21 protein-coding genes are annotated in these 18,266 nt (G+C 68.5%); 14 read left to right on the top strand and 7 right to left on the bottom strand.

Annotated elements, in window-relative coordinates; all coding sequences use genetic code 11:
* The first annotated feature begins 37 nt into the window (after positions 1-37).
* The 3 genes from ACZ5WG_RS01295 (at position 38) to ACZ5WG_RS01285 (ending at position 1,581) form a co-directional block, all read left to right on the top strand.
* Entirely contained in the window at positions 38-607 is a 570-nt protein-coding gene (locus tag ACZ5WG_RS01295; protein ID WP_468719773.1) for an RNA polymerase sigma factor, read from the top strand.
* The gene (locus ACZ5WG_RS01290) at positions 604-1,296 is read left to right on the top strand and encodes an anti-sigma factor family protein (RefSeq protein WP_468719772.1); all 693 of its coding nucleotides are present in this window, start codon (positions 604-606) and stop codon (positions 1,294-1,296) included. The genes ACZ5WG_RS01295 and ACZ5WG_RS01290 overlap by 4 nt, the downstream gene beginning before the upstream one ends.
* A 108-nt stretch (positions 1,297-1,404) precedes the next feature.
* On the top strand, positions 1,405-1,581 hold the full coding sequence (locus tag ACZ5WG_RS01285; RefSeq protein WP_468719771.1) for a hypothetical protein: 177 nt from the start codon (positions 1,405-1,407) through the stop codon (positions 1,579-1,581).
* Positions 1,582-1,633: 52 nt separating this feature from the next.
* Here the strand turns inward: ACZ5WG_RS01285 and ACZ5WG_RS01280 are convergent, their stop codons facing one another.
* Together ACZ5WG_RS01280 and ACZ5WG_RS01275 are read right to left on the bottom strand one after the other, a co-directional pair.
* On the bottom strand, positions 1,634-2,041 hold the full coding sequence (locus ACZ5WG_RS01280) for a hypothetical protein (protein WP_468719770.1): 408 nt from the start codon (positions 2,039-2,041) through the stop codon (positions 1,634-1,636).
* Complete coding sequence (locus ACZ5WG_RS01275) at positions 2,034-5,288, bottom strand: M36 family metallopeptidase (protein WP_468719769.1); 3,255 nt, start codon at positions 5,286-5,288, stop codon at positions 2,034-2,036. Before ACZ5WG_RS01275 ends, ACZ5WG_RS01280 begins: the two co-directional genes overlap by 8 nt.
* A 126-nt stretch (positions 5,289-5,414) precedes the next feature.
* Between ACZ5WG_RS01275 and ACZ5WG_RS01270 the strand changes: the two genes are divergently transcribed.
* Positions 5,415-5,633, top strand: coding sequence for a type II toxin-antitoxin system RelE family toxin (locus tag ACZ5WG_RS01270; protein ID WP_468720479.1), 219 nt, complete (start codon positions 5,415-5,417; stop codon positions 5,631-5,633).
* Between the two features lie 76 nt (positions 5,634-5,709).
* Here ACZ5WG_RS01270 and ACZ5WG_RS01265 read toward each other — a convergent pair whose 3' ends face one another.
* Both ACZ5WG_RS01265 and ACZ5WG_RS01260 read right to left on the bottom strand, forming a co-directional pair.
* A complete protein-coding gene (locus tag ACZ5WG_RS01265) occupies positions 5,710-5,964 on the bottom strand; it encodes a Txe/YoeB family addiction module toxin (RefSeq protein ID WP_365998077.1) in 255 nt (84 codons plus the stop codon).
* Complete coding sequence (locus ACZ5WG_RS01260; protein ID WP_468719768.1) at positions 5,961-6,242, bottom strand: type II toxin-antitoxin system Phd/YefM family antitoxin; 282 nt, start codon at positions 6,240-6,242, stop codon at positions 5,961-5,963. Before ACZ5WG_RS01260 ends, ACZ5WG_RS01265 begins: the two co-directional genes overlap by 4 nt.
* Before the next feature lie 402 nt (positions 6,243-6,644).
* On the opposite strand from ACZ5WG_RS01260, the gene ACZ5WG_RS01255 reads away from it, so the two are divergent.
* The 6 genes from ACZ5WG_RS01255 to ACZ5WG_RS01230 all read left to right on the top strand — a co-directional run bounded on the left by ACZ5WG_RS01255 (position 6,645) and on the right by ACZ5WG_RS01230 (position 12,361).
* Complete coding sequence (locus tag ACZ5WG_RS01255) at positions 6,645-7,031, top strand: CPCC family cysteine-rich protein (protein ID WP_468719767.1); 387 nt, start codon at positions 6,645-6,647, stop codon at positions 7,029-7,031.
* A complete protein-coding gene (locus ACZ5WG_RS01250) occupies positions 7,028-7,759 on the top strand; it encodes a HEAT repeat domain-containing protein (RefSeq protein WP_468719766.1) in 732 nt (243 codons plus the stop codon). The genes ACZ5WG_RS01255 and ACZ5WG_RS01250 overlap by 4 nt, the downstream gene beginning before the upstream one ends.
* A 3-nt stretch (positions 7,760-7,762) precedes the next feature.
* On the top strand, positions 7,763-8,395 hold the full coding sequence (locus ACZ5WG_RS01245) for a DUF6000 family protein (protein WP_468719764.1): 633 nt from the start codon (positions 7,763-7,765) through the stop codon (positions 8,393-8,395).
* A gap of 188 nt (positions 8,396-8,583) precedes the next feature.
* Positions 8,584-9,981 (top strand): 3'-5' exonuclease, encoded by a 1,398-nt coding sequence (locus ACZ5WG_RS01240; protein ID WP_468719762.1) that lies wholly within the window; start codon positions 8,584-8,586, stop codon positions 9,979-9,981.
* Entirely contained in the window at positions 9,978-10,640 is a 663-nt protein-coding gene (locus tag ACZ5WG_RS01235) for a DarT ssDNA thymidine ADP-ribosyltransferase family protein (RefSeq protein ID WP_468719761.1), read from the top strand. Before ACZ5WG_RS01240 ends, ACZ5WG_RS01235 begins: the two co-directional genes overlap by 4 nt.
* Entirely contained in the window at positions 10,637-12,361 is a 1,725-nt protein-coding gene (locus tag ACZ5WG_RS01230; RefSeq protein ID WP_468719759.1) for an ADP-ribosylglycohydrolase family protein, read from the top strand. Before ACZ5WG_RS01235 ends, ACZ5WG_RS01230 begins: the two co-directional genes overlap by 4 nt.
* A gap of 79 nt (positions 12,362-12,440) precedes the next feature.
* On the opposite strand, the gene ACZ5WG_RS01225 is transcribed toward ACZ5WG_RS01230, so the two are convergent.
* Positions 12,441-12,944, bottom strand: coding sequence for an NUDIX domain-containing protein (locus ACZ5WG_RS01225; RefSeq protein ID WP_468719758.1), 504 nt, complete (start codon positions 12,942-12,944; stop codon positions 12,441-12,443).
* Positions 12,945-12,979: 35 nt separating this feature from the next.
* Entirely contained in the window at positions 12,980-14,335 is a 1,356-nt protein-coding gene (locus ACZ5WG_RS01220; RefSeq protein WP_468719756.1) for a tetratricopeptide repeat protein, read from the bottom strand.
* 194 nt (positions 14,336-14,529) lie between these two features.
* Here ACZ5WG_RS01220 and ACZ5WG_RS01215 point away from each other — a divergent pair, with 194 nt between their 5' ends.
* The 4 genes from ACZ5WG_RS01215 (at position 14,530) to ACZ5WG_RS01200 (ending at position 17,547) form a co-directional block, all read left to right on the top strand.
* Entirely contained in the window at positions 14,530-15,279 is a 750-nt protein-coding gene (locus ACZ5WG_RS01215) for a hypothetical protein (RefSeq protein ID WP_468719755.1), read from the top strand.
* 151 nt (positions 15,280-15,430) lie between these two features.
* The gene (locus ACZ5WG_RS01210; RefSeq protein WP_468720478.1) at positions 15,431-16,282 is read left to right on the top strand and encodes a phosphotransferase family protein; all 852 of its coding nucleotides are present in this window, start codon (positions 15,431-15,433) and stop codon (positions 16,280-16,282) included.
* Positions 16,283-16,975 (top strand): class I SAM-dependent methyltransferase, encoded by a 693-nt coding sequence (locus ACZ5WG_RS01205; protein ID WP_468719754.1) that lies wholly within the window; start codon positions 16,283-16,285, stop codon positions 16,973-16,975.
* A gap of 14 nt (positions 16,976-16,989) precedes the next feature.
* The gene (locus ACZ5WG_RS01200) at positions 16,990-17,547 is read left to right on the top strand and encodes an HAD domain-containing protein (protein WP_468719752.1); all 558 of its coding nucleotides are present in this window, start codon (positions 16,990-16,992) and stop codon (positions 17,545-17,547) included.
* 19 nt (positions 17,548-17,566) lie between these two features.
* On the opposite strand, the gene ACZ5WG_RS01195 is transcribed toward ACZ5WG_RS01200, so the two are convergent.
* Positions 17,567-18,208: a plasmid mobilization protein gene (locus tag ACZ5WG_RS01195; protein ID WP_468720477.1), complete on the bottom strand. Its 642-nt coding sequence runs from the start codon at positions 18,206-18,208 to the stop codon at positions 17,567-17,569.
* Positions 18,209-18,266: the final 58 nt, after the last annotated feature.

Raw genomic sequence — 18,266 nt, 5'->3', positions numbered from 1 at the left:
TTCGGGGAGGCCCAACGTATCCACTGATGTGCAGAGAATGGGCCTCCCGCTCGGGCGTGCGCCGGACGAAGCACTGCTGTCGGGCCTGGCGACGGGGGATCCCGAGATCGCCATCGCGTTCGTCCGCCGCTTCCAGCGCACGGTGTTCGGCGTGGCCATCGCCGTCGTCGGAGATGCGCAGCTCGCCGAGGACATCGCCCAGCTGACGTTCGAGCGGGCCTGGCGGCACGCCCAGGTCTACGATGCGCGCCGCGGTTCGGTACGGACCTGGCTGACGGCGATCGCGCACCATCTGGCGATCGACGCGGTCCGGGCCCGCCGGGCCAACCCGGTCGCCCCCGAGGACCTGGACGCCCTCCTCGACATCGTGACGGAGACCCCCGAGCAGCAGGCGCTCGCCGCCGAGACGTCGGCCGGGATACGGACGGCCGTCGCGGACCTGCCCCGGGAGCAGGCCCGCGCCCTGGTGATGGCCGGCATCTACGGGATGACCGCGCAGCAGGTCGCGGACATGGAGCGGATCCCGCTGGGGACGGCCAAGACGCGGATCCGGACGGCCATGCACAAGCTGCGCAGGACCCTGGGGGCCGAGGAGAGCCGGCGATGAGCGAGATGACCTGCGAGCAGCTGAGGGAGCTCGACGCCGAGCTGGCGTTGGACATCCTCCCGGCCCGGGAGCGCGCCCGTGCGGTCGCGCACCTGGACCGGTGCCCCGGCTGCCGGGCGCACATCGAGCAGCTGGCCCTGGTCGGCGACGGGCTGCTCGGCCTGCTGCCGGGTACGGAGCCCCCGGTCGGCTTCGAGAGCCGCGTCACGGCCGGCCTGCAGCCGGCCCCGCGGCAGCCTCCCCCGCAGCCGGCACCGGCCCGGCGCCGGCTGCTGCGGCCCCGGGTCGCGGTCGCGACGGCGGCGCTGGCCGTGGCGTGCGGCTTCGCCGGCTGGGCGGCGGGCACGGCGATCGAGCAGGCCTCGGGGCCCGTGTCCCCGACGGCCGAAGCGAACGCCCAGCTGCTGCAGGCGCCGCTGATGGCGGACGGCGGGGAGGTGGGCCGGGTCTTCGCCCATCCGGGCCAGCAGGGCTGGGTGTACATGTCGGTGGACCTGGAGAAGGCGACGCCGGAGGTCAGCTGCGTACTCGACAACAAGGACGGCACGACGACCCGCCTCGGCACGTTCTCGCTCCAGGGCGGCTACGGCTACTGGGTCGCGGCGGCCGACGTGAACCCCACGACCCTCGCGGGCGCCAGCCTCCTCACCCCGGACGGCACGGTCCTGGCGAAGGCCAACTTCGCCTGACGAGTCACGGAGCGTGACCTTCCGACATGCGGGAGTCACCAGCGGGTGTCAGGGTGGTGGACGTCCCCAGTGGACGTCCCCTCACCCTCTTCGAGGAGCGAAACCGGCATGGTCAAGAAGCAGCCGCCCCAGGACAAGGCCAACAAGCTCAAGGAGCAGGCCAAGCAGAAGATGCAGGAAGCCAAGAGCCAGGCGAAGAACCCGGACCGCACGTCCGAGGACATGGACATGGACATGCCCCAGGACCGCCCCCGCCCGTCAGGCTCCTCCGAGTCCCTGCGCTAGCGGCACCGCAAGGCGCGCCCGGTTCTCCCGGGCGCGCCTTCGCCACGCCCGCTCACGGGACCACGAAGGCCAACGCGGCCGGCGGGGCGGCGGGACGGGGGACGGAGACGTGGGTGGTGCCCGCGCGGACCGCGCGCAGTTCCCATTCGCGGTGGCCCGTGGCCGTCACGTTGCTGATGGGGATCAGCAGGACCGACTCGCCGTGAGCGGTGGGTTCCGGGCCGGCCTCCGGGAGCCGCAGCCGGGCCGTCTGCCCGACCTCGAGCCGGCCCGTGAAGCCGTCGTCGGCCCCGGTGAGTACGCGGCCCTGCGCCGGTGTCGGTGCGCCGGCTCCCGTCGCACCCGTGACGCCCGTACCGCCCGGGTCACGCGCCTCGTTCGCCGGCGGACGTGCCTCGCCGCCCCCGCACCCGGTGAAGAGCGCGAGGGCGGCGAGGCACACCAGGCGTCGGTCAGCCACCGTCACGCACGTTGAACCGAAGCAGGACGTCGACCTGGTGCAGCAGCTGGTTCCGGGTCGACGCCGGGTTGTTGTAGACCGCCTCGGCGCCGGCCATCGCCGCCCCGAAGGCCGAGTCCGCCTTCCAGTCGCCGTCGGTGTCCACCGGCGTGGCCAGGTCGTACGAACCGTTCGCGAAGTTGAGCCAGGCCGCGAGCAGCTGCTGGGAGACCAGCGGCCTCGGCTGCGGGGAGCCCGAGCCCAGGATCGCGTACGCCTGGGCCTCGGTCAGCGGCCCGTACACCGCGCTCATGTACGAGGCCACGCCCAGCAGGCAGGCCCGCTGGGCCGGCGTGAACCGGTCCGGCGCCCGCCCGTCGTACTCGCCCGTCCAGTACGCCTGGTTGCGCGCCCGCACTGCATTGCCGGTGATGATGACGGCAGCCGTGTCGGAGGCGGCGGCGCCGTCGTCGTCCCGGCCGGTGAAGGTCAGCGTGGACAGGCAGGCGGCCGGGTACGCGTGCGACTTCGTCGCCGTCACGTTGCGCGGCTGGACCGAGGGGCTCGGGTCCGGGTCGGTGGCCGGCGGGTTCACCAGCGAGACCAGGTTGTCCGGGGCCCCGTCCCCCCACAGCCACGTCAGGGTCAGGTCGTCGCTGCCGGGGTCGGTCGACGTGCCCTTCACGGCGATCGGCGTGCCGGCGTGGGCGATGAAGGCCTTCTGCCCGTTGTACGTCGTCTGCCCGTCGGCCGGGATCGCCGCGGCCGGGTCGGTGTTGGTGATCGTCGCGTCGACCGACCGGCAGCTGCTCGTGTCGTCGTCACTGCCGCAGACCTCGATCGTGAAGGTCCCGTCATCCCCGTACGTGTGCGCCGCGGAGAAGCTCAGCGTCGCGTCGGGACGTACGTTCTCCAGCGTGCCGGCCGGCGCCTGCGGGCCCGCTCCGTCACCCCAGTCGACCGTGGCGGTCAGCGGGTCGAGCCGGCCCGGGTCGCCGATACCGCCCGTCAGGGTGACCGGGGTGTTCTCCCCGGCCGGGGGGACCGGCTGCAGGGACACGGCCGGCGCGACGTTCTCGACGGTCACCGTCCTCGAGTCGGTGTCGGTGTTGCCGGCGCTGTCCGTCACCCGGAGTCCGACGGTGAAGACGCGGTCCTGGCCCACCTGGCCGAAGGTGGCGCTGACCCCGGTGGCGTCGTCGTACTGGCCGTCGTTGTCGAGGTCCCACGCGTACGTCGTCGGGTTCCCGGCCGAGGGTGCGGTCCCCTTGGCGGAGCCGGCGGCGCTGAGCGTGACGTCCGTACCCTCGCCCGTCGTGTACGGGCCGCCGGCGTTCGCGGTCGGCAGGCAGGCGGCCGGTACGGTCTCGTCGGCCGTCACGGTGTTCTGGTCCGCGCTCGACGCGGCGCCCGTGCCCATGCCGCGGCCGGCGAAGACCCGCCACAGCAGGCACTGGTTCGCCCCCGCGTTGTTGGTCATGTCGGCGGCCAGGATGCCGTCGCGGGCGTCGAGGTAGCTCGGCGCGGTGGCGGTGTTCTTCATCCCGTCGATGACGAGCTGCTGGGTGAAGGCGACGCCCTTGGCCTCGCGGATGTCGTACATCGTCGCGGCCCAGATCTCACCGTTGCGGTGCACGCCGCGGGCCGGGCGGAACGTTCCCCACTTCTCGGTGGACGTGTCGTACGCCTGCGTGCGGATGCCGGTGGCGGTGTTGCCGGTGACGTACTCGCCGACCGTCGCGTCGCCCCACTTGAGGAAGGAGATCGTGTCGCTCCAGCCCTCCCCGAGGGCGCCGGTCTGGGCGCCGCCGCCGAGGTTGCCGCCGCCGACGAGGCGGTTGGACACGCCGTGGCCGTACTCGTGCGCGATGACGTCCCCGTCGAGCGAACCGTCACGCCACGGCCGGCCCGGTGGCTGCCACATGTACATCTGCATGCGGGGGCTGGCACCGTCCCCGGGGGTACCGAAGTTGGCGTTGTTCGTGCACCGGATCGCGTTCGGCGGTGTGCTGTTGTCCAGGCAGCCGAGGTCCCAGCCGTCCTGCGCCTCGGCCAGCACCGGGTCGTTGCCCGCGCCGCCGCGACCGAAGTTGTCGACCTGGAAGTTCCGCGACGCCTCGTCGAACCCCAGGCCGTAGAGGTAGTCGTGCATCACGTTGGTGTAGTAGAAGAGCTGCGTGACGACGGGGTTCACGTCCGCGTCGAGGTTGGCCTGCGTCGCACCGGCGTTGGTGCGCCACGTGTCGTTGAACGTGTGGTTGAAGTGCTGGAAGGCGGGGTCGCCACTGGCCGGGGACTGCGGGCGCAGCGCGTCGTTCCCGGTGTCCGGCACCGTGTTGTCGCCGTCCTCGTCCCGGTAGGCGTTGGCGTTGTTGCCCTGGGTCAGCCGGCCGGTCACCCAGGAGCCGTCGCGCCCGGTGAAGGGCGTGACCGTACGGGCGGCGCCGGCGGCGTCCGGGTGCTGCGCCGTGAAGACGGTCCCTTCGGGGCCGGCGTGGTGGTACCGGCTCTCGCGGCTCAGCAGCCGGCCGTCGGCGGCGTCGACCACCGTCTGGTACCAGGACGTACCGGAGACCTCGATGTCGGTGAGCCATGCCGGGCGCAGCTCGCGGCCGGAGTCGGTGGGGAACCACACCAGCTCGGCGGTCACGTCGTTGGGCTTCGTGAGCCTCTTGGCGTAGACGTTCTTGAACTTCTGCTTGCCCTTGTCGCGGTTGTCCGTGCCCGTCAGCTCGTGCTGCGGCCTGGCGCCCTGGGCCTCGGCCGCGTGATCGAGGGCCTGCCTGGCCGTCAGCTCGACGCCGCCGGCCGGCTCGGCGGTCACGACGGCACCACCGAGGATGACGAGGCGGCCGCGCTTGTCGACGGTGGCGGTGAGGAGCCCGCCGTGTACGCGCATGCCGTCGATGCTCTGACCGATCGTCACCTGCTGCGCCCCGTTGTGCTTGGTGGGGTACGTGGAGACGACGACGAGCTGCGCGGCCTGCTCGGCGGTGAGCCCGAATTCGCCGCGGTGATCACGCACGTAGGCGAGCGCGACGTGCTCGGGAGCCCGCTTGGAGGGCGGCGTCAGATAACCGCCGGAGTTGAAGATCATCCGGGCGTGCCCGGTCGCCGGGTCGCGCCGTACGGTCGGATCGGCGGGGTCGTCGACGCCCGACGGCGCGGCGGCGGCCAGCGCGGGGGCCAGAGCGGGGGCCAGAGCCAGGAGCAGGCTCGTGGTGGTCACCGCGGTCCACAGCCTCGTGCGGAATCGCCATCTGGTCACGGCCTGAGCCTCCCGAGCGCCAACGCTCCCCCCGGGCCTGCTGTCGAGACCGCGCGCGCTCCGTGACCCTACTCACCAAGATCCACCCGTCAACGAGGCTCTCCGCCCGCCCCCACCCCCGCCCCCATTTGCGGGCAAGCATCCACAAGCACGACACAGCACGCTGCGGTCGCCCCGAAAGCAGGAGGCCCGGGACGACTGCGAGTCGGTGACTACCGAGTCGTCTACACGATCGACAACGGGGAACTGGTGGTGTGGGTCGTGCACGCAGGACACCGCTCCACGGTCCACGACACGCAGCTGCTCCAGGTTCTGCGGACTACTGCGGACAGCACAACGCCCTGACCTGCTTTCTCGCAGGTCAGGCCCTGCGGAAACGTCGTTTCGGACGGGCCTCTCCCAGCACCATCCGCACGGTCGGTCAGTAGTGGTACCGAGCCGCGAGGATGATGATCTCCTTGTCCGTCACCAGGTAGACGAGGCGGTGCTCGTCGTCGATCCGCCGCGACCACGCGCCAGGCAGGTGGTACTTCAAAGGTTCAGGCTTGCCGATCCCCGAAAACGGGTCACGCCTGACGTCCTCGATGAGCTTGTTGATCCGGGCGAGCATCTTGCGGTCGTTCTTGAGCCAGGAGGTGTAGTCCTCCCAGCCCTGATCCTCGAACACAAGCCTCACGGGGCACCCGCACCAGCGTCCGCCGAGTCCGGATCGATCAGCTCCCGCTCCGACACATTGACGTGGGCCAGGGCGTTCTCGTACGCCTTGAGCAGCCGACGCGCGTTTGCCGGCGAGCGCAGCAGGTACGAGCCCTCGCGCAGCGCCGCGTAGTCCTCGGCCGAGACGAGCACGGCGTTGCCGTGCTTCGAGACGATCTCGATGGCCTCGTGGTTCTCGTTGACCTTCTTGATCAGCGGAAAGAGTTCCTTGCGGGCTTCGCTCGCGGTTATGGACATGACCCGACCTCTTCCCTCAAGTGGTACCTAATAACGTACCACTCTCGGCACCGTTCAGGAGGGAGGGCGACTGATGGATGGTCAGCAATCCCAGCACCATCCCAGCGCGGGAAAAGCCAAGGGCCCACCTCCGAGGAGGTGGGCACTTCTGACCTGCAGGTTTACCCAGTGAGCGACGTGGTGCTAATTCACACGCTCAGACGTTGAAGCGGAATGTCTGCCGCCCGATCCTGACCTGCGGCGGATCCCCATCCAGGGCTCTGACCAGCCATTTCCCTGTTGGCATGCGTTGGCTCCTGATGGCTGTTTACGGGTGTCCTGCGGACTGGCTGCGGACTGGTCGGGGTGCCGAGGCAGAGAAATCCATGGCGCACTGGCCGGACCTGCAACGAAACTGCGCAGGTGAGCGACCGCTACCCCTGTCCCTGCTGCGGGCACCGCGTGCTCGACAGCATGCCCGGCTCCTACGAGATCTGCCCCGTTTGCTCCTGGGAGGACGACGGGGTCCAGTTCCGCTGGCCGACCATGGACGGCGGAGCGAACAAGGTCTCCCTGATCGAGGCCCAGCACAACTACCAGGACTTCGGCGCCTGCGACCAGCACGGCCAGCAGTACATCCGCCCTCCGGCCGAGGACGAGCCGCTCGACCCCGCCTGGCGACCCATCGACCTGACGCGCGACTCCTTCGAGGACTGGGAAGCCGAGGACCGCGCCCCGTGGCCCGACGACCGCTCGGTGCTCTGCTGGTGGCTGCCCACCTTCTGGCGCCGCGCCCACCCGGCGTCATGACTCCCCACATCGAGGGACTCATCCAGCAGCTCGACGGCGAAGCCGGCGCGTCCTACGACGCCCGCGCGGAGCTGATCTGGATCGGCTCCGAAGCCATCCCCGCCATCATCGACGGCCTCCCCTCCCTCGGCGGCTTCGGTCAGCTCACCGCCATCGAGGTCTTCGAGGAGGTGGGTGATCCCCGCTGTGGCCCCGCCCTCATCCAACTGTTGGACAGCGACAACCCGACCGTCCGCGAATGGGCAGCGATCGCCCTGGCGAGCCTGGAGATCGACGGCGCGGTCGAGCCGCTGCGCCGCGCCTACCGCGCCTGCCTGGCACGTCGGACCCCACCCGACTGGACCGAGCCGGACGGCATCCGCTGGGCCCTGACCGAACTCGGCGCCCGCACCCCCGTCGTCCCCGCCCTGACTGCCCGCCTGCGCGCCGGTACCGGAGCGGACAGCCCCGGCTGGCCCTCTGCCCACTTCACGGAGATCATCGACGACCTGGCCGACCACGCCCAGCTGATCCTCTACTCCCAGTTCTGGCGAGTGGACGCCGGCAGCACATACTCCGTCTCAGGCGCTGGCCTCGACTGGCAGCTCGACTGGAGCGCGCCCTGGGAGCACCTGGTCGAAGAGGCCCGCGCCTGGTCCCTCCTCGAAGCCACCGAAGCGCCGGTCGGCGACAACATCTTCGTCGCCCCCACCTGGATCGACCGTACCGACCTATACCCCGAGAGGTGACCGATGCCATTCCAGCACCCCGAGGAGATCGGCTACGGCTACGTGATCGAGCGCTACGTGACGAGGAAGGACTCGGGCCGCCCCCGCTACCTCGCGCTGAAGAGCGGTCGCGTCCTGCGGCCCGGGTGGCCAGACGCCGAACGCTTCACCCGTCAGCTCATCGACGACGCAGCCACGATCACCGACGCCGAGCTGGAGGCCCTTCTCGGCTACGAATGGCGCTCACGCCTAACCGCCGCCTGGCTAATCGGCGTAGGCCGACGCGACACGTTCCGCGAACGCGTCGGCGACCTGCTCCTGGCCAGTGAGTTCTGCTTCTCCGGCGGCGCCTACTGCTTCGCCCTGGCCCGCTTCGGCACGCACGCGGACGCCGAGATCCTCACTGCCTACCTCGACCGCTACCTCCCCCGCACCGACCTCCGCTACGACCAGCCAGCCGCCCTCGGCGCCCTCCTCCACCTCGACGCCCGACTCGGCACCCACCACGCCGACCGCTTCACGGAGCCCGACGGCCTCTGGGACCAGTGGGTCAATGCCCTGGCCCACCTCCGCGGCCACCAGGGCTACGTGCCCGACGAGCAGCGCCGCTGGACGGACCTCCAGTGCGACTTCGCCAACAGCTGGACTCAGCCGTAGACGCACCTCGAGCTGGCCACGGTGACCGCCCCAGTCTCCGACAAATGGAGCCTGCTTCATGGAATTGGCCCAGATCCCACATGTGGCTTCTCACCCGATGTACTGAAAGTCGCACCCGCTCCTACCGTTCGGCCTAGCCTGAACGGCATGCGAGTCCGTAACACCGGACCCAACCGTGGGGGGTGCACATGAGGTTGCTGTCGCACGTTGAAGCAAGCCCAGAGCAGATGCGGATCCTGGCCGACACGCGGCCGGGCTTTCATCTGGTCCGTGGCGCCGCCGGGAGCGGCAAGACCACCACTGCGTTGTTGCGTCTGCGGCAGCTGTGCGCCACCAGGCTTAGCCGTCGCGAGCGACTGCAACTAGTCGACCCTGTGCGAGTGCTGGTACTTACCTACAATAAGACTCTTCAGGGATACGTCGGAGAACTAGCCCGTCAGCAAGTCTCCGGTTCACCGGGGCTGATCCTTCGCGTTTCGACCTTCAGCAAGTGGGCAGTCGGGATGGTCGGCAATGAGGGCCTCGTCGATCGCGAGCGAACCCGGCCGGCCATCGGTAGCTTGGCCGCTTCGGTTCCACTGCCAATCGACTTCGTCATCGACGAGGTCGAATACCTCATGGGACGCTTCCGCCCCGACGAATTGGAGGACTACCTAGGTGCCCGCCGAGAAGGGCGAGGCCAAGCTCCCCGCGTCGAGCGAGCGCTTCGCCAGCGCCTACTGACCGACGTGGTCCTTCCATATACCGCACACAAAGAGAAGCAGGGCTGGCGCGACTGGAACGACATCGCCGCGGAAGCTGCCTTGGTAGAAGGGCAGCCGACCTGGGATGTCGTGATCGCAGATGAGGCACAGGACTTCAGCGCCAACCAGGTACGTGCAATCGCTGCACACGTTGGTACCGAACACACCACGACATTCGTCATGGACGCGACTCAGCGCATCTACCCACGCTTCTTCACCTGGCCCGAGGCTGGCGTCCAACTCGCGAACTCCCACGTCTTGCGCAGCAACTACCGGAACACCCGGCAGGTTGCCGCCTTCGCGCGCGGACTCGTTGAAGGACTACCCAACGAGGATGACGGATCGCTCCCTGACTTCCACGCATCCGATCGCGACGGCCCGCTCCCTACTGTCGCGGTTGGCCGATTCAGCGCTCAAGTGCACTACGCGATCCGACGTCTGCGCAACGAGATCGACCTGACGAGCGAGTCTGTCGCGTTCCTCCACCCGAAGGGCGGCGGATGGTTCGACCACCTCCGACAGGAGTTGGATCGCGAAGGCGTCGCATGGTGTGACCTGACTCGCGCATCCGGGTGGCCGTCTGGGCCCGAGTCAGTCGCACTCTGCACCATCCACTCGGCTAAGGGGCTGGAATTCGACCATGTGTTCATGCTTGGCTTGAACCAGCAGGTCACCCCTCACGGCGACGAGGAAGGCGATGCAACGCTGGACATGCTCCGCAGGCTGCTGGCCATGGGCGTAGGCCGGTCCCGGAAGACGGTGACCTTGGGATACAAGGCCGACGATCCGTCAACACTCATCAACCTCTTGGCCGTCGGCACGTACGAGGAGGTGCGCCTGTGACGTCCACCCAGGACGCCCCGGAGACCAAGGACACGGTCGAATCGATCATCACGAGCCGGAAGATCTCCGAGGCACTCCACTTCACAACCAATCTCGGACTGCTAGGAATTCTTGGCACATCCGCAGTACTCAGCCGACATCGACTCCCATCGGAGAAATACGTAGAGCATATCTATACACCCAATTGCAGCACGCGGAAAGATCACGCTTGGCTTGACTATGTCAATCTCAGCATTTCCCGCATCAACGATTCCATGTTCGATGCCAGCAAGCGATGGCACGAGGTCGATGAAGTGTGGTGGGCCGCGTTAAGCTTCGAAGCCGAGATCCTCAGCGCTCCTGGCGTCTATTTCACAACCACAAACAATATCTACCCCTCCGTTCGCAGAGGTACGGGCGCGGACGGATTGAACGCACTGTTCGCCGAGGTGGTGAGCGGGCGCTACTCTCAGCCGATGGTACGAAGGGCCGGGCAGTCGACCTCTTGGACTACTGACCGACAGGCGGAGGTGCTGTACCCGAGCCGCCTACCTCTGGCGCAGCTGCAGCGCATATATGTGCGCGAGGAGCATCACGCAGACGACATCAGCGGCTGGTTTGCCAGCTTCCCATCAACCCCTACCGTTCCTGTCATCTGCGCACCCAAGGTCTTCACATGAGCCCGAATGATCCAAGTATGCACATCCAGCAGCGACTGCACTCGGCGCTATGGGCAGCCTGGGCAGATGCACTCGGATTCATCAGCGAGTTGACCGACGAGGCGGGCCTCCGCCGACGCCTAGCCGGGGGGACCCTGCAGCACCCGGTCGAGTGGAAACGCCGTATCGGTGGAAAATTTGGGGTAACCGTTCCACTTCCCGCCGGAACTTACAGCGATGACACGCAACTTCGCCTGGCAGTCGGACGGGCGATCCGCCCTAGTGGTTTCGATCCTGAAGTCTTCTCGAAGATCGAGCTTCCCGTCTGGACTAGTTACGCCCTTGGCGGTGGGAAGGCGTCCAAGGCAGCGGCATCCCATATCGCAGGCGCTAGTGTTCCCTGGTTCGGCAACTTCTACAAAGGGTGGACTGACGCTGGAGGGAATGGTGCCGCAATGCGTGTGCAGCCCCATGTCTGGGCGGCGCAGGACCCGAGTCGGGTTGGCTCGCATCTTCTGGATGTTCTGATCGATGCTGTGATCACCCATGGTCACCCACGGGCCCTTGTTGGCGCTCTGTTCCACGCGATGACTTTGGGGTTCATGCTCGATCGCGGCCGAACTCCTTACCCCGCCGAGTGGGTCAGCATTGCTGACGAGATGCATCAATTTCCCTCGATGATTCGCCAACAGGCAGAGCTCTCCTTGTGGTGCTCCGCCTGGGAGCGCAGCGCCGAGAAAACGCTGGACGCTGCCTGGGAATCCACGATTCTCGAAGTGATCGAGATGTTTAACGCGGCTGAGGAGTTTGCACATTCTGGCAACGCCGCGCTACAGGAGGAGGATTTCGAATCCCTCCGGGCCGCCTACGAGCTACTTATCGAAAAGCTTGACTTGCGTTCACCCGCCACGAGAGGGAGCGGGACGAATACAGTCGTCGCCGCCCTAGCCTTGGCGGTTGCCGGCTCAAGCCGCCCCATCTCCATCCTGCAAATCGCGGCTCAGGCCGTGGGGACAGACACAGACACAATCGCCACGATGGCAGCCGCCTTGGTGGGAAGCGTTACCACCAACGAACCGCCTTCCACTGTCGCTGATTACAAATACATTGCGACTGAAGCCGTCCGCCTCGCAGCGATTTCCGCAGGAAACCGAGAGCACATTGAGAACTTCATCTACCCGGATCTCCTCCATTGGGAGGCTCCCAGAACCCAGGCAGGCGCTGTCGGTCTGGTGGAGGGCAAGCCCGCCTTGGCCGGGCTGGGTTTGTCCGACGGCTTGACGCTAGCTGGGACCGCTCAGTCATTTTCCTGGTCCTGGACAACGCTAAATTTCGGTCAGACCGTCCTGGCGAAGCACCGCACAGTGCTGGACGAGCTGCCAGCCACACAATGCCCTGCGCCCCCGCAGAGGGGTACAGTTCACAAAGAGTCGGACCCAGCCCAGTCGGAACCCACGCACAGCATGGTCCAGCAGGAAATTGAGCTCCTCACGCCCGTGACAACGCCACAAGAGCACCGAGCACCCGCAGGTCCTAACCGCCAGCGACCCAGCGGGGGACAAGACCTTGATGTCGATGCCATGTTGGAATGGCTTCGTGCTCAAGGGCGCACTGACCAGGCCATCGGGTATGCCGTTCGACGCATCGCCGAGCTTGGCACAACGGAACAAATGATCGCCTTCACTGCAACCATCCAAGCTGAGATCAGGCTGCATGCCGGTCAGACGCACCGTACGTTCTAGCCTGACCCGGCAGATCGCCTCAGACGGTGGACGACCGCGAGGACTCGGATCCCTGGGTTCAGTTCAGGGAGCATGATGTTCACGCTTTTGGCCAGCCCATCGCGGAGACCGCGGCGCCGTTGTTCAGATAGTGGTGGAGGGCGCTGGCCGTGGTGTCCACGAACGCGTCGGGGATGGTGTTGGCGTCGACCCAGCAGACTTGGGAGTGCTTGCGGGGTTCGCGGTTCTCGGGTTCGCCGGTCCAGTCGTGGGCGGCGAAGACGACCGTGAGGAAGCCGTTGGGGGCTTCAACGCCCCAGGCGCCGTGGATGATGTGGGCGACCTTGAGGGACTCGGGCTTCACTGTGAGGCCCGTCTCCTCGTAGAGCTCGCGGACCGCGGTCTCGGTGATGGGCTCGCCCGGTTCACTCTTGCCGACGGGGAGGTCCCACATTCCCTGGGCGAACTTGGCGTTCTCGCTGCGCTGGAGGAGCACGACTCGGTTGGTGACCTTGTCGTGAACGATGACGGCCGCGACCAGCAGGGTCATCGATTCGAGCGCCGGCTTGAGGGCTTGGGAGCGGTCATCGGTCTGCTGAGCCACGGGGGTTCCCTTCGTCAGGCGGATTGTTGGGCATGTTAGGCGAGGGCTTCGCGGGCACGGCGGGCGAGATCGGCGGCTCCGGGTACGCGGCGGCGCTTGTAGACCGCGAGCGTGGAGCGGATCGAGGTGATCGCCTTCCGGGTGCGGTCTGAGGTCATGCCTTCCATGAGCAGCAGGGCCCGGGTCCAGGCGGCAACGGCCTCGTCAGCGCGGGCTTGGGCGGCCAGGCTGTCGCCGAGGTCGGCGTGGGTGAGGGCGTGGACGCGCTTGTACTTCTCCGGGTCCCAGCGTGTTAGGGCGTCTCTGTGCTGCTGCTCCGTGCCGATGTGGTCGGCGAGGTCGGTCAGCGTGCGGGCGGTATGGCTGGCCACAGTGCCGGCGGCGGGGCCGCTGACGCGGGAGTAGCTGGGCTGGGGGACGTCGTCCCGTAGGAGGGCGTCTTCGGCGGCGAGGAGGGCTCGTGCGGCCGACGGGCTCTCGGCTGTGGCTGCGTAGGCGCGGGCGTGGGTGATGTGGAGGAGGGCTTCGGTCTGGCCGTCGACGTGGCCGAGGCTGCGCCGCAAGGCGCCTTCGACGAGGTCGACGCAGTGGTGGGGCTGCTTGAGGCTCAAGGCCTGGTGGGCGAGGGCGCGCATCATCCAGGCCGCGTGACCGTGGGGGTCGGCTTCGCAGGCGAGCTGGTAGCCGACCTGGTAGTAGCGCTGGGCTGCGCCTTCGTGGCCGAGGTCGTGGTGTTTCCATCCGGCGAGGTATGCGAGTTCGGCGACGGCGCCGAAGGCGGCCTGGCGTAACGGCTCCGAGGGGAAGCGCCCTCGGAGCATCGGGGCAGCCGTGTCGGCGAGGTAGGCAGTGACAGTGGTGAGGCCGTGGCCGCCGCCCAGGCGCTCGTCGGCAGCGCTGAAGGCCGTGGTGATGTGCCGTACGACGTCGATGTCCTCGACGCCGACGAGGCAGCGGCCGGTGCGGGCGCGGAGCATCCGGGACGTGGCTTCGTGGTCATGGAGGAGCGGCATGGCTACGCCGGCCGTGGTGAAGGCGGCGATGGCTAGGAAGCGGCGGCGCTCGACGTCCGCGCGGCCGAGGTCGGTGACGGTGACGACCGGGTCGCCGTTCGAGGTGGCCTCGCCGTCCCCCGCCTGAAGGCCGATCTCGGTGGGGGTGACGATGCGGCCGAGTCGACGAGAGAGGGCTTCGGCGAGGTACTGGCCGGCCTGGCCCGACGGGGCGCGGGTGCCATTGGCCCAGTGGGAGATCGCGGACTTGTTGGTCTGGAGCAGCTCGCCGTTCTCGGCGGCGATGCGACGTACGTCCTTGGCGAGCGATTCGTACGTGCACCCGGCGGCGTTGATCGTGTCGCGCAGGCGGGGGTTGGGGTTGGTCGGCGCTGGCACGCTCTCCTCCGCTCCGGAGCTGTAAACCGCGTATACCGCTTGGCGTCGGTCACACGGTACCCACTCTGCGTAGCGGGCGGTTCACTTATCGACAGCCGCCCCACTCTCGGGCCGGGCGGCCCCCAAGTTCCGTACGCCCTACCGGGCTCGGGCATTCCTATGCCCGAGCCCGGCCGATCAGAGACGGAGACACGGTGACCACCATCGACACCGCGACCATCACGGTCGAGCTGCCCGACGCCTTCGACGCGCGCTGGAGCCGCCTGCCCGGCATCCAGGTCGACGGCCGGCGCATCACCATCGACCCGGCCGAGTACTTCTTCCGCTTCGAGTCCAACACCTGGCTCGTCGCCGACTGGGAACTGGTCAAGTCCCAGCTCCTCGACGTGGACGAGACGACCGAGAGCTCGGTCGAGCAGCTCGCGCTCGACTTCATCAAAAACCACGGCGAGTCCACGTCGGATGCGGCCCGCGTGCTGGCCACCGCGTACGGGGTGTACTCGTACCTCTTCCGCGCGGAGCACCTGGCCGGCCTCGGCCTCCCGCAGATCACTGCCGACCACCTGCGCATGCTGCGCGAGGCTGCCACGCTCATGGCGCTCAACAAGGTCGAGCTGAACGGGCACATCTCCAACGCCGGCCCGTGCTGGTTCTTCCCCGCCGCCACCTCCGTCGTCTTCGACCTCGACGACGAGACGGGCGGAATGCTGGACGAGGTCTACCACGGCGGCTGGTTCAACGAGCACCGCCGGATCGAGTCCATCAAGGCGCACGCCGCGCTCGGTGGCCGGCTCGTGCACGGCTGCCAGTCCGTGCCGGACCAGTCCGGCGGGGTCGTCGCGCCCTACGGTGCCTCGATGGCCAACTTCCGTGACGACCTCACCGCGTTCAAGGCGGGCTGGATCGAGCAGGTCTACGCCCACCGCGTGACCGCGGCCGAGTAACCCCAACCCCCGTACGGCTCCGGGGCGGGCTGACCCGCTCGTCCGCCCCGGAGCCCACCAGCCACCAGCCACCAGCCCCCTGGAGACCCCCATGGACCAGAGCCTGACCGCCGCCCTGCTGAACGACCTGTGCGCGCTCGTCGGCAAGCCCATGCCTGAACGTGCCGAGATCCGCGTCTGGGGTATGTCTGGCGTCGAACGCGTCACGTTCCCCGACGGTGGAACCGCCGTCTTCAAGTACGCCAAGGAGCCCTTCGACCGCGAGTCCCAGGCCCTGCGGATCGCCCACCAGCGCGGGCTCCCAGTCCCCGAGCTCCACGCCACCGCCATGCAGGACAAGTGGCTCGGGATGCTCATGGACGACCTCGGCACCCCCGCACGGGATGCCGACGACCTCGATGGCGTCGCCGCCGCCGTGATGCTCCACGCCGCCCGCCCGGCCGGCGGCCTGCCCCTCCTCGACGGCGCGGGCCTCGCGGCCTTGCCCGGCCGAGCCCTCGATCACCTCCAGCGGCTGCGGAAGGCCGACCGCTGGACGGACTGCGACGACATCGAGACCGCACTGGGGAAGATCTCCGCTGCGGCCGACGCCCGCGTCCAGGGGGCGACGCTCGACCCGTTCGGCTGGGTCCACTCGGAGTTCCACCCCACCAGCGTCCACATCGGTGAGGACGGCTGGCACCTCCTCGACTTCGCCCGTGCCTTCACCGGCCCCGGCCTGATCGACCTTGCCTCGTACCACGGCACCACCGAGGCGCCGAGCCCCGTCCGACTGCGGGTGTTCCTTGAGCAGTACGTCACCTCAGGTGGCCACGAGGACGCCTTGGCCGCCCGAGGCGGCCTGGCGGCCGAGGCATGGGCCCTGGGCTGGCACCGCCTGTGGGCCGTGGAGTGGTTCATGGAGCAGGCCATCCGCTGGATCAACGACCCGGCCAAGGACCCCGCGTACATCCCCGTCGTCCGCCGCCACCTGAACGACGTGGTCCAACTCCTGGAGGTCTAGGTGCTCGCCCAGGTCTCCCCCTGGTACGCCCACGCAGCCCAGCGCATAGCCGCCTCCCCCGCCCATGCGCTCACCGCACCGGCCCGGATGGAGTGGAGCACCCATGCGGGCCTCGGTCCCGGAGCTGAGATTCTGGGACGGGACCTACGCGGCAAGCGCCTCCTGGAGCTGGGCTGCGGACCCGGCCACAACGTGGCCCACCTCGCCAAGCACCACCAGGCCCGCGTCACCGGCGTGGACCTCGTCGGACTCCAGATCCGCCGCGCCCGGTCCCACTACGGCCACCTCGACGGCGCTACCTTCGCTGCCGGGCACGCGCTGCACCACCTGCAGGCCACCGGCCAGAGCTTCGACGCGATCTACTCCGTCTTCGGCGCCGTCGGCCTCGTCGCCCCCGAGCTCCTGCTCGCCGCGATCTCCCGCCGCCTCAAGCCGGCTGGAGTCCTGGCTTTCTCCGTCCCGCACCCGGCACGGGCCGGAAGACATCCATCCACGGACGACCGTCCGCGCGAGGACTACGTCACCATGCCCGACCACACCCGGCTACCCATCGCCCGATGGGAGTTCGATGCCCGCCGCTGGGGCGCACACCTCGCGCGTAACGGCCTGCGCATCACCTCGGCGTTGGAGCTGCGTCACCCTCGCCGCGACCCGTGGCCGACCACCCTCCTGATCACCGCCCGCAAACGCTGACCCGGGAGGCACCAATGACCCTGCCCTACCTGCTCTTGGACATCGACGGCGTCCTCATCCCGTTCCCGGCGGCAGATGGCAGCACCCCGCCCACCCACGTCCGCCACACCGTGCTGCCCACTGGCCGGCACCCCGACGATCCCGTCCCCATCTGGCTCGACCCCAGCCACGGCCCGGTGCTCACCGATCTCCTGGCCAGCGGCCTCGTCACCCCGGTTTGGTGCACGAGCTGGCGCAAGGACGCCACCACGATCATCGGGCCGCTTGTGGGAGTGCCGGACTTCCCCTACCTCGACCTCCCCCGCCCACAGATCGCCACCAGCCATCCCGACGGATACCTCTGGAAGCGCGACCACGTCGACCCCTGGCTCGGCAAGGCCCCCGCCGTCTGGATCGACGACGACTTCGCCGCCGCCGACCACACCTGGGCCGCCGAACGCACCGCCCGCGGCTACCCCACCCTCCTCGTCCAGCCGGACCCTTACACCGGTCTCCAGCCGAGCCACGTCGCCGAGGTGCGGGACTGGGCGGTCCTCCTGGACGCAGCGGGTGGAACGCCGGCAGCCGCATAGCGTGGGCCTCGCGTCCGGTCTACGAAGCGGATCGATCCGGCCGGGCGTTCCGGTGATCAATCAGCCGCGTCACGGCATCGTCCAGCCTCTTCGCCGTGCGATGGACGGCTTCCAGCACGGAGTGGGCACCAACACCATCAGCCCCCGAGTTCAGTGCCTTGGCAGCCTGGTTCAGGTTGTTGCCGATGTACCCGAGCTGGCGTCGCGCGGCGAAGATCTCGACAACGATCTCTCGTTCACCGGCAACCTCAGCGGCTGTGCGGTTCAGGTCACTCGACGCGGCAAGCGCGCAGTGCGCGAGGAAGCCAGCGGTCGTCATGTTGGAGACCTGGGCGCCCGCGCTGATCTCGACCAGCTCCTCTTCACTCAGGCGGACCGTGCAGACGATCTTGCGCTGCGAGGGCTTCCGGTGACGCCTCCGGATTCGGGAGAGCGGCTCTGCGCGATCTCTCGCGCTGGCCCGTTGGGCCAGGTGTCGGCCCTCTTCAAGCTGCGGGCCGCCCTCGGCCGCAGCTTCCCCGTCCGGCGCCCCCTGGTGCCGGGCGACCCCTTTGGATGCTCCGCCGACGGTGGAGTATCCAAAGGGATAACTTGCTCGGCCTCGGTCGGCCTTGCGGGAAGGTCCCCTTCCCGCCCAACTTGCTCCGCTCGCGGTCGGCATTGCGGTTGTGGCCTGTCTTCCCGCTTCATCGGATGGGAACGGGACGTCAGGACTCCTC

It is taken from the genome of Streptomyces sp. NPDC032745 (assembly GCF_055579465.1).
Note: the sequence above shows the minus strand (reverse complement) of the source record. Positions and strands in the feature narration are given on the sequence as shown.

Coding starts and splice junctions, on each gene's coding strand:
- ACZ5WG_RS01200 (WP_468719752.1), top strand. CDS start 16,990: ATGACCCTGCCCTACCTGCTCTTGGACATCGACGGCGTCCTCATCCCG.
- ACZ5WG_RS01290 (WP_468719772.1), top strand. CDS start 604: ATGAGCGAGATGACCTGCGAGCAGCTGAGGGAGCTCGACGCCGAGCTG.
- ACZ5WG_RS01210 (WP_468720478.1), top strand. CDS start 15,431: ATGCCTGAACGTGCCGAGATCCGCGTCTGGGGTATGTCTGGCGTCGAA.
- ACZ5WG_RS01285 (WP_468719771.1), top strand. CDS start 1,405: ATGGTCAAGAAGCAGCCGCCCCAGGACAAGGCCAACAAGCTCAAGGAG.
- ACZ5WG_RS01230 (WP_468719759.1), top strand. CDS start 10,637: ATGAGCCCGAATGATCCAAGTATGCACATCCAGCAGCGACTGCACTCG.
- ACZ5WG_RS01245 (WP_468719764.1), top strand. CDS start 7,763: ATGCCATTCCAGCACCCCGAGGAGATCGGCTACGGCTACGTGATCGAG.
- ACZ5WG_RS01260 (WP_468719768.1), bottom strand. CDS start 6,242: ATGTCCATAACCGCGAGCGAAGCCCGCAAGGAACTCTTTCCGCTGATC.
- ACZ5WG_RS01250 (WP_468719766.1), top strand. CDS start 7,028: ATGACTCCCCACATCGAGGGACTCATCCAGCAGCTCGACGGCGAAGCC.
- ACZ5WG_RS01295 (WP_468719773.1), top strand. CDS start 38: ATGGGCCTCCCGCTCGGGCGTGCGCCGGACGAAGCACTGCTGTCGGGC.
- ACZ5WG_RS01240 (WP_468719762.1), top strand. CDS start 8,584: ATGAGGTTGCTGTCGCACGTTGAAGCAAGCCCAGAGCAGATGCGGATC.
- ACZ5WG_RS01195 (WP_468720477.1), bottom strand. CDS start 18,208: ATGCCGACCGCGAGCGGAGCAAGTTGGGCGGGAAGGGGACCTTCCCGC.